Source organism: Pannus brasiliensis CCIBt3594 (assembly GCF_036688125.1).
In the GTDB taxonomy this organism is placed as follows: domain Bacteria; phylum Cyanobacteriota; class Cyanobacteriia; order Cyanobacteriales; family Microcystaceae; genus Pannus; species Pannus brasiliensis.
Map to the genome: position 1 here is coordinate 75,207 of NZ_JBAFSM010000010.1, position 15,990 is coordinate 91,196.

The following is a 15,990-nucleotide window of genomic DNA, read 5'->3' on the forward strand; positions in this document are numbered from 1 at the left end:
GGGGAAAAAGAGCGGCGATTTAATAATTAGAATGACTTTGTTTCATATTCAGAAACTTGGTAAATTCCGGCTGGAATAGTAGTTTTACCGTTCCCGTCGGGCCGTTGCGGTGTTTGGTGATGATCGCTTCGGCAACGCCCCGATCGGGGCTATCCGGATTGTAATACTCATCTCGGTATAACATAATAATTAAATCCGCGTCCTGCTCGATACTATTGTGAACGATAATATTATTGGCGATAAAATTGTGATGAGTATCGACCGTTAAATCATAGACCTCGGTTTCTCCATCCGGCTCGATGGAGATAATTTCATCCCAGTAAACATCACTGGTGGCTAGGGATTGAATTTCGGGAGAGCGAACCAGTTGACCTACTCGCGCGGCCCTCTCGCGACTTACATTCGATCGATAAAGAGACGTACCACAATATTGAGTTTCTAAGTTCGCTTGCATTTGTCGCGATGTTAACCCGTATTTTTGCATAGAAGGAACGACATAAAGCCGCCAAATATCGTTGGGAATTACATCTCGATTAGGATTGCTTTGAGAAATTTGAATATAATCGGAAATTTCTTGTAGAGATTGTTTTTTGTAATTGCCAACCGCACCGACGAGGGTAATAAATCTTTCAATGTCTGGTTTCCCGGTTATTGTTACATGATACTGATCTCGTCCTTTTCCGATTTGTGGCGATACGGATAAGCGCGCGTTAATTTCCAATCGAAGCAAAAGGGATTGTACATCTTTAGCTAATCGTATACTACTACTGCTGTAGTAAGCGATCGGTCGAAAAGATTTACTTTGAGATTTACCTTTCAGTAATTTGAGACAACCATCGGTACTCCAAAGATGACGTAAGAAAACAGCGATCGTGTCTTTAGACTGCTCGAAAACTCGATCGGGGATAAATTTTTCATACGATCGTAATCCAAAAATCCCCAATTCTTCTAACCAATTTGTAATCGGATTTTTGATTTTGTGAGTCAGGGGATAATTCGCAGTTAAATACACCTGATACCATTGACGCTCGCTATTAATCCGAGGGATCAGTCGTTCACCGAACACTTGAATAGCTAAATCAGACACTAACTCTGCTAGATCTAATTCTCTAGTCGTGTACTGAATAGTATGATGGGGTAACGTACATCCATCCCCGATTAAATGACCTAATAAAGCCACCTCCGCATTGTTCATAGTCGATGATCCTGTACTCGGTAAACAACGAGGTAAGGCGATAGCTTCTCGAATCGCTAACTCGTCCAATCGTTTCCAACCGTGAAGGGTTAAAAATTGATGGTTTGCCGTCGCTCGGATCTCGCGTCCCAATCGAGTGATTAAACGGAAAACCGGTTTCACTCCCGTGGAAAATGCCTTGGTAATGATCGCTCGTTCTAATTTCATCGTTTCTAAATTGAGAGCGAAGACCTCAAAATTCGATCGGCCGACTAAATCGCGGATCTGGACTTTCGCGCGCGTGTCGGCTAGTTCGATCAAACTATCCCCGCATAAACAACCCGATTCTCTTAAATCCGACATCATCGGTCGTTTATTATTGCGCGATTCCACGGTACGACTTAACTGGGACAGCGCGATCACCGGGGCGTGAATTTCTCTGGCTAAACCTTTCAGACTCCGGGTGATTTTCGAGAGTTCCTGAACCCGATTATCTCCTCCCCCTTCCATTAACTGCAAGTAATCGATTAAGACTAACCCTACCTGTCCCTTTTTCTCCGCTTGTAGACGACGTACCTGGGAACGCATTTGCATCACGCTAGAGTTCGAGTTATCATCGATATAAATCGGTAAACTCGATAATTTCTCCAATCCGTTGAGGAGCTTTTCCATATCGTTTTGGGGGATTCTTCCCGAACGGATTAAGTTGCTGGCGATATTCGTCTCGCTCGATAATAATCTCTGGGCTAACTGCTCTTTCGACATCTCTAGACTAAAGATAGCCACGGGCATATTTTGGCGGGCGATATTGTGAGCGATATTGATCGCGAAAGAGGTTTTTCCCATCGAGGGACGACCCGCGATAATAATCAGATCCGAGGGTTGAAAACCGCTGGTCATCGCGTCGAGATCGTAAAAATTGGTGGCGATCCCCGGAAGCGTTGTTTGCTCCTGTAATTTCTCGATTTCATTAAACGTGTCGATTAACGTGTCGCCGAGAAAAATTAATCCATCCTGCGGTCTTTTTTGGGTGAGACGGAAGATCTTTTGTTCCGATTCGTCGAAAATGTTTTCTAACTCCATCGTGGTGTCCCGCGCCAATTCGATAATCTCGCCTCCCGTGGAGATTAACTGACGGCGGACGTACTTATCCATCACCAATTCCGCGTAGCGATCGATATTCGCCGCCGATACCGTTCGATCGACCAATTGTAATAATCTCGGAATCCCCCCCACCTCGTCGAGCAGGTGATGATCCTGTAACCAACTACTCACCGTCATTAAATCCGCGGGCTTCCCCCGCGTTACCAGCGCGATCGCGGCCCGGTAAATTTCCTGATGGGAACGCACGTAAAACGCGTCGGGAACGAGAAAGTCCACGATCCGCCCCATCGCTTTCGGATCGAGTAAAATACCACCTAGGATAGATTCTTCCGCTTCGATATTCTGCGGGGGGAGAGACGGATCGCTAATCATTAGACATCTGCCCGGAATTCAAAAATGGTCGTGTGGTTACGGAGTCAGGAGTCAGGAGGGAAAGAATTTTATCGCTAAAAAGCTCGAAAAATCCTTATTTATCTCGTATAATCTTAGTTTTTGAAGTTTTTGCCCCTAAAAACGGATCGTGCTAGAGGTCTATTAAACCTCGAACGATAAACAATAACGGAAATCGATCGAGCGAAGGACGGAGCAAAGATAAGAGAGGCGGGAAAGATGGGAAAGATGGGAGAGACGGGATGATGGGGGAGGTGAGGAAAGAATTTCTAGAGATATATCCTCCTGGCTCCCGCTTCCTGCCTCCTGACTCCTACCTCACCTCTCGGCGTTTATTTGTACTTATCTATTCTAGTATGTTCGGGAAATCTCTCCAGTTACTGTTCGCCCGCTCGATCGGGAAAATGCCCCTCGCCGCGATCTTATCCCTCTGTTTTCTGGCGCAGTTGGTCGCCATCGTCGGTGTGGTGGGCTATCTTTCCTACCAGAACAACCGATCGACGATCGAGCGGTTCGCGAATAAAGTCAGCGGGGAAACGAGCCGGCGCGTGCGCGATCATTTAGATAATTTCCTGATAAGTTCCGTGAAAATCGCCCAGAACAACGCCGAGGCGGCACAAATCGGACTCTTACCGCTGGACGATTTTTCCCGAACGGGAAAGTATTTTTGGAAACAACTCCAGTCTTTCCCGTTCGGTTATATCAATTACGGTAGCGTCGAGGGCGAATTTCTCGGGGTCGAACGTCTCGATGACGGCCGGATCGTGATTAACGAGGTCACGAAAACCAAAGGATTAAGTAAACGGCACGTTTACGAAACCGATGCCGAGGGGAACCGAACCCGCAGGATCACCACGAAAAACGCCGATTTCCAGCAGGAAGCCTGGTATTTTGAAACCGTGAACGCTCGAAAACCGATCTGGAGTTCGATCTATCAGCGGGCCGATCGACCGGATGTGCTGTCGGTCTCGATTAATTATCCCCTGTTCGATCGGGAGGGGGAAATTATCGGCGTATTAGGGGCCGATCGGGTTCTCTCCCAAATCAGCGATTACTTACACCGGCTAGATCTGAGCCGGCGGGGGCGAGCGTTTATCGTCGAGCGGAACGCGCTACTGGTCGCCAGTTCCGTCCCCGAACCCCTGATGGGCCGTCGGGACGGGAAAAACGTTCGGGTTAACGCCGCCCTGGCCGACGATCCCGACATCCGGGCGATCACCCGCGCCCTGATCCACCAGTTTACGGGACTCGGATCGATCCGTTTCCCCATGCTCGGGAAATTTCAGATCGGTGGAGAGACAATTTTCGTGGAGGTGACTCCGTGGCAAGACCCGATGGGTTTGGATTGGCTGATCGTGGTCGCGATTCCCCAATCGGACTTCACGGAGGAGGTGAACCAAAATACCCGGAACGTGATCTTACTGTCCCTCGCCTTTCTCGGTTTGGCGATCCTGACCACCACCCTCACGGCCCGTTGGCTGATCCATCCCATCTCCAAGTTAAGCGAGGCCAGTCAGCACTTACAAACGGGCGATTTTCAAGCCGTGACCGTTTCCGGCAGTCGGGAAACCCGCGAACTGGCCCGCGCTTTTAACGAGATGGCCCGGGAAATGTCTTTCTCGCGCGAGCAGTTGGAATATTATTCCCGATCGCTAGAAGCGAAAGTCCGACAGAGGACGCGGGAACTAGAACGGGAAATCCAGGAAAAAGCGCTGGCCGAAACCCGATATCGGGGGATTTTCGATAACGCGGTCGAGGGCATTTTTCAAACCACCCCCGACGGCCGCTACCTACGCGTCAATCCCGCCCTGGCGCGGATGTACGGCTACAATTCCCCCGCGGAACTCCTGCGGGTACAACCCAACGCGAACGGCCGTCTCTACGTCGATCCCGATCGCCGGCAAGCCTTTCAAGCCGCGTTCGGCGAGCGGGAAACGATCGCGAATTTCGAGTCGCGCATCTATCGCAAGGATGAAAGTATTATCTGGATCGCCGAACACGCCCGCGCCGTTCGGGACGAGCAGGGCAATATCCGGTATTACGAGGGATTCGTCGAGGACATCACCACCCGCAAGACCGCGGAAGAAACCTTACGACAGGCGAAAGAAGCCGCCGAAGCCGCGAACCGGGCTAAAAGCACCTTTATCGCCAATATGAGCCACGAATTCCGCACCCCCCTCAACGCGATTCTAGGATTCTCGCGCTTGATGTTGCGGAACGCTCGACTGGGCGAAGAGGAGCGGGAAAATGTACAGACCATCGTTCGGGGCGGCGAGCATCTGCTCGCCCTGATCAACCAAGTGCTCGATCTCTCGAAAATCGAGTCCGGCAAGGTTTCCGTCGATCCCCGGAATTTCGACCTCGATCGACTCCTGAGCGACCTAGAGGATATGTTCGCCCTCAAAGCCGTTGAAAAAGGCTTACAGCTATCGATCGAAACCTTAGACCGCGTTCCCCGCTACCTGCGCGCCGACGAGATCAAACTCCGCCAGATCCTAATCAACCTCCTCAACAACGCGATCAAATTCACCGAACGCGGCGGTGTATCGCTCGTGATCGGGAGGCGGGAGGTACAGGAGGCGGGAGACAAGGGGCGGGAGCGGGAGAATACCGAGGAAACCATCTCTCCCCTATCCCCCCCGTCCGCCCCCCTCCTCACCTTCCGCGTCGAGGACACGGGGGCGGGCATCTCCGAGGAAGAGATCGCCAATCTATTCCAGGCTTTCGTGCAGACGGGTTCCGGGAAAAACGCCGGGGAGGGAACCGGGTTAGGACTGGCGATCTCGCGGAAATTCGCCCGGGTGATGGGGGGCGATCTCCGGGTCGAGAGCGTTTTAGGACGGGGAAGTGTTTTTTCCCTCACTATCCCGATCGCGGCGGTGGACGAGAGCGAGGTCGAGCGACCGCGGATCGAGCGCCGGATCGTCGGGATCGCCAACGATCGCCCCCCCTATCGCATTCTCGTCGTGGACGATCGGGCGGAGAATCGTCAAATTATCCAGAAGCTCTTGACACCGATAGGGTTCTGTGTGATGGACGTGGCGAACGGTTTGGAGGCGATCGATCTCTGGCGCGACTGGCAACCCGACCTGATCTGGATGGATCTGCGGATGCCGGTTCTCGACGGTTACGAGGCGACCCGAAGGATCAAAGCGCTCGATCGAGACCGGAAAACGGTGATTATCGCCCTAACCGCCAGCGTTTTCGAGGAAGAAAAAGCGAGCGTTCTGAGCGCCGGGTGCGATGGTTTCCTCCGGAAACCGTTTCGGGAATCGGAGATTTTCGAGATCCTGGGACAGTACCTAGACATCGAGTACCGCTACGAGGACAATTCCCCGGACAAGGCCGTAACCCATCCCGGAGAAAGTGATACATTGAGGGAAGAATCCTTAGCGGACTTATCCCGCGAACGGATCGAAGCGTTAATTCGAGCGGTGCGTCACGCGGATCTGCGATCGATCGAGCGGTCGATCGAGGAAATCCGGGCAGAAAACGCCCCATTAGCGGCAACCTTACAAAATCACGTTCATAATTTCGAGTACGAGTTACTACTAACCTTTTTATCCTCCGGTCTCTCCCTAGAGGAAAAAAACCTGTAGCGAGCGATCCCCACTCCGGCCTCCCGGCCCACTCCGCGAAAAGAATGAATTCCCCAGTTCTTGAAACCAACCAAAGCAATATCCTGATCGTCGATGATAATCCCGCGAATTTACGTCTATTAATCGATATTCTCGGACGCGAGGGCTACCAAGTCCGCCCCGTCCCCTCGGGAAAACTCGCGCTCGCCGCCGCCCGCGGTCTCCCCCCCGATTTAATTCTTCTCGATATCATGATGCCCGACCTCGATGGCTATCAGGTCTGTCGGGAACTCAAAGCCGACCCGAGTACACGGGATATCCCGGTCATTTTTGTCAGCGCTATCAACGAGGTGATCGATAAGGTAAAAGCCTTTCAAGTCGGGGCGGTCGATTACATTACCAAACCCTTCCAGATCGAGGAAGTCCTCGCGCGCGTCGATACCCATTTAAAAATCTGTTCCCTCCAGAAAAATTTAGCCCGACAGGCCGAACATTTAACCGACGCGATTCAAGAGTTAGAACGAACCCGCGATCAGTTAATTCACAGCGAGAAAATGGCGGCCCTCGGTCAATTGATCGCGGGGATCGCCCACGAGATCAACACGCCGATGGGCGCGATCCGATCGTCCGTGGAAAATTTAACCGTTTTCTTCGAGGAAAATCTCGTCCGGTTACCGACTTTCTTTCAAGATATCTCGATCGAGGAGCGCGATTATATTACCCGTTTGATCGAGAATTACGCCGCCGTCCCGCAAAACTATTCCACCCGAGAGAAACGTCAGTTTAAACGCGCGATTATCGGGGAGTTAGAAACGTTAGGAGTGGAGAAGGCCGAGGCGATCGCCGATACCCTCGTCGATCTGGGCGTGTACGATCGAGAGAGATTAGAACCCTTTATCCCGCTCGTTACCCGTGAATCGGCGGAAAAAATTATCGATACCGCCTATCAATTAACCACCTTACAAACCAGTGCCAAAACCATTAAAATCGCCGCCGAAAAAGCGACAAAAATTGTTTTCGCCCTCCGCAACTATACCCGCTACGAACAAAAAGGGGAGCCGCTCCTCTCCAATCTCGTCGAGGGGATCGAAACCGTTTTAACCCTCTATCACAATCAACTCAAACAGGGCGTAGAAATCAATCGGGAGTATCGGGACACTCCGAATATTTTATGCTATCCCGACGAGTTAAATCAAGTCTGGACGAACTTAATTAGTAACGCTTTACAGGCGATGAAAAATAAAGGAGTATTAACGCTCGGGGTCGAACGGCTCGATCGAGAAATTCAGGTCACGATCGCCGACAACGGCGCGGGAATTCCGCTCGAAATCCAATCGCGGGTTTTCGATCCGTTTTTCACGACGAAACCCGTGGGAGAAGGCACGGGATTAGGCTTAGACATCGCGCGCAAAATTGTCGAGAAACACCGGGGGAAAATGACCCTAGACTCGATTCCGGGACGAACCACCTTTACCGTCTCTCTACCGATCGATAGCGGGGAGGCAAGGATAAACCAATGACAACCAAAGCGGTGATTCTCTGCGTCGATGACGAACGCGTGATTTTAGAAAGCCTCAAGATCCAGATCAAACAGGCCTTTCACGATCGCTACAGCTACGAGGTGGCGGAAAGCGCCGATGAAGCCCTAGAAATTTTAGAGGAACTGCGCGGGGAAAACATCCCGATCCTCGTGATCGTCTCCGATTGGTTGATGCCGGGCATGAAAGGAGATGAATTTTTAATTAAAGTCCACCACCAATTTCCCGAGATCGTTAAAATCATGTTAACGGGACAGGCGGACGAAACGGCGATCGAACGCGCGAAACAGGAGGCCAATCTATTTAAGTGCCTATCGAAACCCTGGGACAGTGAAAGCTTGATCGAGATTATCAAATCCGGATTACCGTAAGAGTTTATGGAGAAACCCGTTATTATTTGTATTGACGATGAGGTCACGGTCATCGATAGCCTGAAAATCGAACTGAAACGGGCGATCGGCGATCGCTGTATCGTGGAAACCGCGGAAGGGGGAGAAGACGCGATCGCCCTCGTGGAAGAACTATTAGAGGAGGGAACCGAAATCGCCGTCGTCCTCTCCGATTACATCATGCCCGATATCAGAGGGGACGAGGTACTGAAACGGATTCACACCATCTCCCCCGATACCCTGACGATCCTGTTAACCGGACAGGCCGATCTAGAGGCGATCGGCAACGCGATCAAATACGCTAAACTCTATCGCTATATCGCCAAACCCTGGCAGGCCGACGATCTCAAACTCACCGTCGTCGAGGCCCTTCACAGTTACTTACAAACGAAAAAACTCACCGAACAGAATTTAAAATTACAACAACTCAATCGAGAACTCGAACGACTCAACGAGGAACAATCGCGGATTATCGCCGCGCGGACGGCCGCCCTAGAACAAGCCAATCGCGAACTACAACGACTGGCTAACTCGGACGGACTCACCCAACTGGCTAACCGTCGCCGTTTCGATGAATATCTCGGCCAGGAATGGTATAGCGCGGCCCGAGAGCAACAGACTCTAGCATTGATTCTCTTCGATATCGACGCTTTTAAACAATATAACGATTATTACGGGCATCTTCAGGGGGATGACTGCTTAAAACAGGTCGCTAGGGCGATTCAGGAGGTTCTCGAACGCCCCGGCGATCTGGCCGCGCGCTACGGGGGCGAGGAATTCGCCGTCATTCTGCCGAATACTCCCGTATCCGGGGCGATCGCCGTGGCCGAGGCTATCCGAAGGACGATCGAATCCCTCGCCATCGTCCACGAATCCTCTCCCATCGCCGCGCGGGTGACGATCAGCGCGGGGGTAGCCGCCACGCTCCCCGTTCCTTCCCGCTCCCCGCTAGTCCTGATCGACGCCGCCGATGCCGCCCTCTACCGAGCGAAAAAACAGGGGCGCGACCGGGTGATCGTCGCGGAAAACGTCCGGGAGTTACCCGTTTAGAATCTCGATCGCTTCGATGTCGTCCGCGGGAGTAAACCCGAAAACGCGGGAGTAAAAATAAAACTCCCCGTCTAGCGCGCGTTTAATCGTCTCGGCGCGCCGGAAACCGTGTTGTTCTCCCTCGAAAGGAACGTAGGCCACCGGTAAACCCTTCGTTTTCAGAACTTCCACCATCATTTCCGCCTGATTGGGGGGAACGACTTTATCCTCCAATCCCTGAAAGAAAATCACCGGGACCGAAAGGCGATCGGTAAAATGGATCGGCGATCGCCGGATATAGATCTCTTTCTCCTCCGGGTAACGTCCCACCAATCGATCGAGGTAACGCGCCTCGAATTTATGGGTATCCGCGGCCAGCGCCTCTAGATCGCTAATCCCGTAATAACTCGCCCCGGCTTTAAAGGTATCGTGAAAGGTTAACGCCGCTAGGGTCGTGTAACCCCCCGCGCTTCCCCCGGAAATCGCCAATCTCTCCCCATCGACGCATCCCCCTTCCGAGAGATATTTTGCCCCGTTAATACAGTCCTCCACGTCCACGATGCCCCAATTCCCGTCCAAACGCTGACGGTACTCGCGTCCGTAGCCCGTACTACCGCCGTAGTTCACGTCGAGATAGCCGAAACCGCGACTCGTCCAGTATTGTACCCGGAGGCTAAGGCTAGAGGAAGCGGCCGCGGTCGGCCCCCCGTGACTTTTCACCAGTAACGGCGGTAATTCTCCGGACGGCGCGCTGTAATCGGGATTTTTCGGCGGGTAGTACCACGCGTGGGCGATTTGACCGTTCCCCGTCGGGAAGGCGATCGCCGTCGGAACGGATAGATAAGCCCCGTCTATCTCTAGATTGCTAGAGGATTTGAGAACTTCTGTCTCTCCCGTCGCCAGATCCAGGGAAATTACCCCCGTTTCCTCGGTAAAAGAACCGCCGATAAAAACCGCTTTCTCCCCGTTCACCTGCAAGGAAGAGATCGCTGTATACGGGGTCTCGATATCTTGTAAGGTTTTCTCCGACGTATCGATCCGCGCGAGATACCAACGTCCGTCACGGGTATAGGTGGTGATGATTTCCGTCTCCGAGGCGAAAGCGTAGGTAGAGAGACCGAAAACCCAATGAGGGTAGGCGAATTCCGCGTCGGTTTCGTAGACCGGTTCGATCAGTTCCTCGTAGGTAAAACAGTAGAGATTCCACCAATTTTCGCGATCGCTGGAAAAATATAACTGTTCGTCCGGGGACCATCGCGGTTCACACACCGATTCACTCTCTCCCCCCGCGATAACGCGCGCGTTACTGAGAGAGAACTCGTTCGTCACGTCCGCCAACCAGAGAAAAGACCCGTCCCAGGGCATATTGGGATGATTCCAGCTAATCCACGCCAATCGCGACCCGTCGGGACTCAAACGGGGACTCGAATAAAAATCCTCTCCGGATACGAGGGTTCGCGCTTCTCCCGTGGCAAGATTCACCCCGACGATCGAGTTAACCGGTTCGCGTTCCGGATTACTATGATCTTCACAGATACAGATCAATCGATCCCGTTCTCGATCGAGAATCAGATCCGCGTAGCGTCGCGATCCGGCCGGGGTTAACGCGATCGGTTCCTCTCCGGGTTCCTGTCGGTAAATCCGTTGATCGGGAAAGTGGCAGAAATAGATCGTTCCGTCGGCAACGAGATAGGAACCCCCCCCGTACTCGTGAACGCGGGTACGGACGTTAAACGGGGCCGGGGTAATATCCGTTACCTGTCCGTCGGCAGTTAAGCGAACGAGAACGTTTCTTCCTCCCTCTCCCGGTCGTCCCTCTAACCAGTAAATATCTTCCCCGTCTAACGTGACCGCGCCGAGGGCGATCGATTCCGCGACAATTCGATCGGCGGTGATCGGCGATTTCCAAGAACCGTAGGACGAGATCATAGTTAACCTAAAAAGTCAAGAGTTTTTGGGCAAAAAAATAACGAGACATCCCCGACAGATTCGGCGCTCGGGGGCGAAGCGCCGGCTTTGCCAGGTCGATTTTTTCCCATCCTAGCGCCGCGTCCCGCGGGCGGATTGGAAGAGATCTCGATCGACGGTCGCGGGGAGGATCGTTTCTATACCTTTTGATAGACCTGTGGTTTCATCCCGTAAGATAGATTGAAAATCATCGGGATTACCCCGATCGATACACTGTCGAGATCTCGGTGAACGCGGGAACGGGAAACCATGCAGGCGAGCGACCAGAATTTTCTCAATAATCACCACTATTGTCCCTGTTATGCCGAGGACGCGGGGACGATATCGGCCGGCGAGGCGATCGATCTGTTTAATCTCGCGGGAAGTCTTTTGAGCGTGGTGGGTTTAGACGGTTATTTCAAACGGATTAACCCCGCTTTCGAGAAAGTTCTAGGATACGATCGGGCGACCCTGCTGAATACTCCCTTCATGGATTTCGTCCATCCCGACGATCGCGCCAAGACCGGGGCGGAAATGGAGAAATTACAGACCGGACAACCGACCCTTTATTTCGAGAATCGCTACCGTTGTCCGGACGGAATTTACAAGTGGTTAGCCTGGACGGTCACGCCGATCGTGCGGTCGCGGCTGATGTACGCCGTCGCCCAGGATATCAGCGATCGCAAGGCCCTAGAAACCTCCGCGCGCCAGCACCAGGAACGCTTACAGTTCGCCCTACAGGGAAGTAACGACGGGATCTGGGACTGGAATCTCCTCACCGACCAAGTGTACTTTTCCCCCCGTTGGAAATCGATGCTCGGATTCGCGGAAGACGAGATCGGCGACAATCTAGAGGAATGGTCGGCGCGGGTGCATCCGGACGATCTAGAAAGAGTATTGACGACCGTTCGCGACCATCTCGCCGGGGAAACGCCGTTTTATGTCAGCGAGCATCGGGCGCGATGCAAGGACGGAACCTATAAATGGATACTCGATCGGGGTCGGGTTCTGTACGACGCGACCGGACGGGCGATCCGCATGGTGGGAACCCACACGGACATCAGCGATCGCAAGGAACTCGAACAACAACTGAAAACCGCGCGCGCGGAACTCGAACGCCGGGTACAAGAGCGAACCGAGCAACTACAGGAAACGAACGCCATCCTCGCGGAGCGGGAAACCCTCTATCGCACCCTGGCGCGCCATATTCCCAACGGTTCGGTCGTTCTGTTCGATCGAGATCTCCGCTATTTCCTGTGCGAGGGCGAGGAATTAAAACCGTGCGGTCTCGACCCGGAAGAGATGGTGGGCAAAAGCCTCGCGGAAGTGTTCCCCGAAGAAGTCTGCCGGACCCTCGAACCCCAGTATCGGGACGCGTTAGACGGATTGCCGAGCGAGCGGGAAATCTTCTACCGGGGACAGATGTACGAGACCCGCGCGGTTCCGGTGCGCGACGAACGGGGCGAGATTTTCGCGGGAATGGTACTCACCCAGAATATTACCGGCCGCAAAATGATCGAACTGGAACTGCAAGAGAGCGAGCGCCGCACCCGATCGATCCTCGATCGCTCCGAGGCCGTGATCTACCTCAAGGATTTACAGGGGCGCTATCTCTTCGTCAACCGTCAATACGAGAAACTCTGCGGGATAACGAACGAGGAAATTCCCGGTCGAACCGACTACGACATTTTCCCGGCAACGGTAGCGGATCGATTCGTGGAGAACGATCGAGAGGTGATCGCCAAGGGAACCGCCTGTCGGTTCGAGGAAATCATTCCCCTCCCCGAGGGCGCTCGAACCTATCTCGCCATTAAATTTCTCCTGACCGATAATAACGGGCGACCCTACGCCATCTGCGGCATCTCCACGGACATTACCGAACGTAAACAGGCCGAGGAAATTCTCCGGGGGAACGAACAACGCCTGCGGGAGATTATCGAGCGGATGCCCGTGTTGATCAACGCGCTCGACGAGCGGGGCAACTTCGTCATGTGGAACGACGAGTGCGAGCGGGTGACGGGTTACACTCGCGACGAGGTGATCGGTCGCTCCGAACTCTTCGATAAACTCTATCCCGACCCCGAGTACCTGCGGGAAAAACTACACGAGTGGCGGGATCGGGGTGATAACTATCGCGATTGGGAATGGAAGATCGTCTGTAAGGACGGCGCGACGAAAACGATCGCCTGGTCGAATATTAGCGCCGACTACCCGATCGCCGGTTGGGCCAGTTGGGGGATCGGCGTGGACGTGACCGAACGGGAGAGAACCGCCGCGATCCTCCGCCGGAGCGAGGAAAAATACCGGGAACTCTCCGAGGCGATCGAGCAGTTCATCTGGATTTCCGGCCCGGACGGTTCGATCGACTACTGCAACCGCTATTTCTATACCTACACGGGATTAACCCCCGAGCGGATACTGGGGGGAACGGCGATCGAAACGGTTCATCCCGCCGAGCGCGACCGCGTGATCGAGGGCTGGAATCGCGCGCGCGATCGTCGGGAACCTTACGAGTTCGAGTATCGCTGTCGCCGGGGGAGCGATGGAACCTATCGCTGGTTTCTCGGACGGGTTAACCCCACCTTCGACGACGGGGGGCGGATCGTTCGCTGGTTGGGACGGGCGATCGACGTGGACGATCGCAAGCGCGCGGAAATGCGACTACAAAAACAAACTCTAGAATTAGAAAGACTCAATACCGCCCTACAAAACGCCGCCGAAGAACTGACGCGACGCAATCAGGAACTCGATCGCTTCGCCTACGTCGTCTCCCACGATTTAAAAGCCCCCTTAAGGGCGATCGCCAATCTCTCGGAATGGATCGAGGAGGATTTAACCGGGGAACTGTCCGCGGATACCCGTCGCAATCTCGATCTTCTCCGGGGTCGCGTCTACCGTCTCGACGCGATGATCGACGGTCTGCTGGCCTATTCCCGCGTCGGTCGGATTAAAACTCGCCCGGAAACGGTCGATATTCGCCGACTCATCACCGAGGTACTGGACTCCCTCGATCCCCCGGCCGCCTTCACCCTCGATACCCGCGTCGATGTCCCCCCCCTCCAAGCGAGGCGATTACTGCTCTTTCAAGTGTTATCCAACCTGATCGATAACGCGATCAAACACCACCATCGATCGGACGGACACATCGAGGTCGTCGCGATCGATACCGGGGAAGAGTACGAATTTAGCGTCCGCGATGACGGGCCCGGTATTTCCCCGGAATTTCACGAGAAAATCTTCGAGATCTTCCAGGTTCTCAAACCCCGCGACAAAAGCGAGAGTACCGGCATCGGTCTCTCGCTGGTCAAGAAAATTATCGATACCGAGGGGGGTCATCTCTCGATCGACTCCCGCGAGGGCGAGGGAACGACCTTTACCTTTACCTGGCCGAAAGCTCCCCTATTCCCCGACACTGACGCGCGGTAGACGGTGTTTGAACCCGCAGAGAATCTCCCAGGAAATCGTTCCCAGTTCCCGCGCCCAATCCTCGGCGGTAATTTCCCGCCCCCCGTCGCGACCGATCAGCGTCACCACGTCCCCCGGTTTCAGGTCGGGGATGGCGCTCGCGTCGATCATCAACTGATCCATCGTGATCGCCCCGATCTGCGGCGCGACCCGCCCGCGAACGAGGACTTTTAACCGGTTGGAGAGATTGCGTGGTACCCCGTCCGCGTAACCGATCCCGACGACCGCGATCTTCGTTTCCCGATCGCAGACATACTGATGACCGTAACTGACTCCCGAACCCGCCGGAATCGTCTTCACCTGCGAAACCCGCGCTTTGACCTGTAAAACCGGTTGCAGGGCGATTTTCTCGCTTAAATGTGTCGCCGGATAGAGGCCGTACAGCGCCAATCCCACCCGCACCCGATCGAGATGCAAGGAGCGATCGGCCAGCGTGGCGGCGGAATTGGCGATATGTAAGCAAGGTGGACGGTAGCCCCCGGCCCGTAAACGGGCGATCGCCTCTTGAAAACGCCGCCGCTGTAATTCCATGATCGTCGGGTCGGGATCGTCCGCGGTGGCGAAATGCGAGTAAATACTGGCGATTTTTAAACTCGGACGCGAGAGCGCCGTTTCCACCAGATCCGCCGCCCGATTCCAGAGCGTACCCAGGCGGGACATCCCCGTGTCCAACTTCAGATGTACCGGTAAAACCTGTTCTAAACGTTCCATCACCGACGCGAACACCTCCACCTGTTCCGCGTTACCCAGCGTCGGTTGTAAATTCCAATGGGCGAGCGCGGCCACCTCTGCCGGGGTGTTCACCGCGCCGAGAATCAGGATCGGGGCGGCGATTCCCGCCTCCCGCAGTTCGATCCCCTCGCCGATCGTGGCGATCGCCAGCGACCGCGCCCCCGACTCCAACACCGTCCCCGCCACCTTGATCGCCCCGTGGCCGTAAGCGTCGGCTTTAATCACCGCCATCAGTTCCGTGTCCGGGGCGAGGAGCGATCGGATCTGTCGAACATTATTTCTCAGGGCGGCTCGATCGATCTCCACCCAGGCGCGATGTCGGATCACTTCCGATAATTGATAGGTATAGCGACCTCTGGTGATTACCCCCGTCACGGGTTCTTGGCTCAACATCCGGCACTCCTCAACACTCACACCTAAAACTGTAACCTGACTTTTCTCGATCGGGTTACGTTTTAGATGACGGAAATATCGAGAAGTTCCTTCCGGGAGGCGGGAGGTTAGGGAGAAAAAAGGGGAAAGGGGAAAGGGTAAAGGTGAAAAGATTCCGAAAGCTTTTTTCCCTGTTCCCCTTCCCCTTTTCCCGATCGTCTCCCGACACCCGACACCCCACCTCCCCAACCGGAGATCTGTGCTAGTATTCG

General features: G+C 54.0%; 8 protein-coding genes. 5 read left to right on the forward strand and 3 right to left on the reverse strand.

All coding sequences use genetic code 11. From position 1 onward, the window contains the following. Positions 1-19 precede the first annotated feature (19 nt). The gene (locus V0288_RS06780) at positions 20-2,650 is read right to left on the reverse strand and encodes a replicative DNA helicase (protein WP_332864294.1); all 2,631 of its coding nucleotides are present in this window, start codon (positions 2,648-2,650) and stop codon (positions 20-22) included. A gap of 374 nt (positions 2,651-3,024) precedes the next feature. On the opposite strand from V0288_RS06780, the gene V0288_RS06785 reads away from it, so the two are divergent. The 4 genes from V0288_RS06785 to V0288_RS06800 are packed head-to-tail and all read left to right on the forward strand — an operon-like array spanning position 3,025 to position 9,223. Next, on the forward strand, positions 3,025-6,267 hold the full coding sequence (locus V0288_RS06785) for an ATP-binding protein (RefSeq protein WP_332864295.1): 3,243 nt from the start codon (positions 3,025-3,027) through the stop codon (positions 6,265-6,267). Positions 6,268-6,311: 44 nt separating this feature from the next. After that, positions 6,312-7,766, forward strand: coding sequence for a hybrid sensor histidine kinase/response regulator (locus V0288_RS06790; protein ID WP_332864296.1), 1,455 nt, complete (start codon positions 6,312-6,314; stop codon positions 7,764-7,766). After that, positions 7,763-8,155, forward strand: a complete 393-nt coding sequence (locus tag V0288_RS06795; protein WP_332864297.1) for a response regulator — start codon at positions 7,763-7,765, stop codon at positions 8,153-8,155. The genes V0288_RS06790 and V0288_RS06795 overlap by 4 nt, the downstream gene beginning before the upstream one ends. A gap of 6 nt (positions 8,156-8,161) precedes the next feature. Then, entirely contained in the window at positions 8,162-9,223 is a 1,062-nt protein-coding gene (locus V0288_RS06800) for a diguanylate cyclase domain-containing protein (protein WP_332864298.1), read from the forward strand. Here the strand turns inward: V0288_RS06800 and V0288_RS06805 are convergent. Continuing rightward, on the reverse strand, positions 9,212-11,131 hold the full coding sequence (locus V0288_RS06805; RefSeq protein ID WP_332864299.1) for a S9 family peptidase: 1,920 nt from the start codon (positions 11,129-11,131) through the stop codon (positions 9,212-9,214). The two genes, V0288_RS06800 and V0288_RS06805, sit on opposite strands and share 12 nt — an antisense overlap. A 288-nt stretch (positions 11,132-11,419) precedes the next feature. Between V0288_RS06805 and V0288_RS06810 the strand changes: the two genes are divergently transcribed. Beyond that, positions 11,420-14,575, forward strand: a complete 3,156-nt coding sequence (locus V0288_RS06810; RefSeq protein ID WP_332864300.1) for a PAS domain S-box protein — start codon at positions 11,420-11,422, stop codon at positions 14,573-14,575. On the opposite strand, the gene alr is transcribed toward V0288_RS06810, so the two are convergent. Then, entirely contained in the window at positions 14,549-15,739 is a 1,191-nt protein-coding gene (alr, locus tag V0288_RS06815; protein WP_332864301.1) for an alanine racemase, read from the reverse strand. The two genes, V0288_RS06810 and alr, sit on opposite strands and share 27 nt — an antisense overlap. Between the last annotated feature and the right edge of the window lie 251 nt (positions 15,740-15,990).

Excerpts from the sequence above, each read along its gene's own strand:
- V0288_RS06780 (WP_332864294.1), bottom strand. The coding sequence starts at position 2,650 with ATGATTAGCGATCCGTCTCTCCCCCCGCAGAATATCGAAGCGGAAGAA.
- V0288_RS06785 (WP_332864295.1), top strand. The coding sequence starts at position 3,025 with ATGTTCGGGAAATCTCTCCAGTTACTGTTCGCCCGCTCGATCGGGAAA.
- V0288_RS06790 (WP_332864296.1), top strand. The coding sequence starts at position 6,312 with ATGAATTCCCCAGTTCTTGAAACCAACCAAAGCAATATCCTGATCGTC.
- V0288_RS06795 (WP_332864297.1), top strand. The coding sequence starts at position 7,763 with ATGACAACCAAAGCGGTGATTCTCTGCGTCGATGACGAACGCGTGATT.
- V0288_RS06800 (WP_332864298.1), top strand. The coding sequence starts at position 8,162 with ATGGAGAAACCCGTTATTATTTGTATTGACGATGAGGTCACGGTCATC.
- V0288_RS06805 (WP_332864299.1), bottom strand. The coding sequence starts at position 11,131 with ATGATCTCGTCCTACGGTTCTTGGAAATCGCCGATCACCGCCGATCGA.
- V0288_RS06810 (WP_332864300.1), top strand. The coding sequence starts at position 11,420 with ATGCAGGCGAGCGACCAGAATTTTCTCAATAATCACCACTATTGTCCC.
- alr (WP_332864301.1), bottom strand. The coding sequence starts at position 15,739 with ATGTTGAGCCAAGAACCCGTGACGGGGGTAATCACCAGAGGTCGCTAT.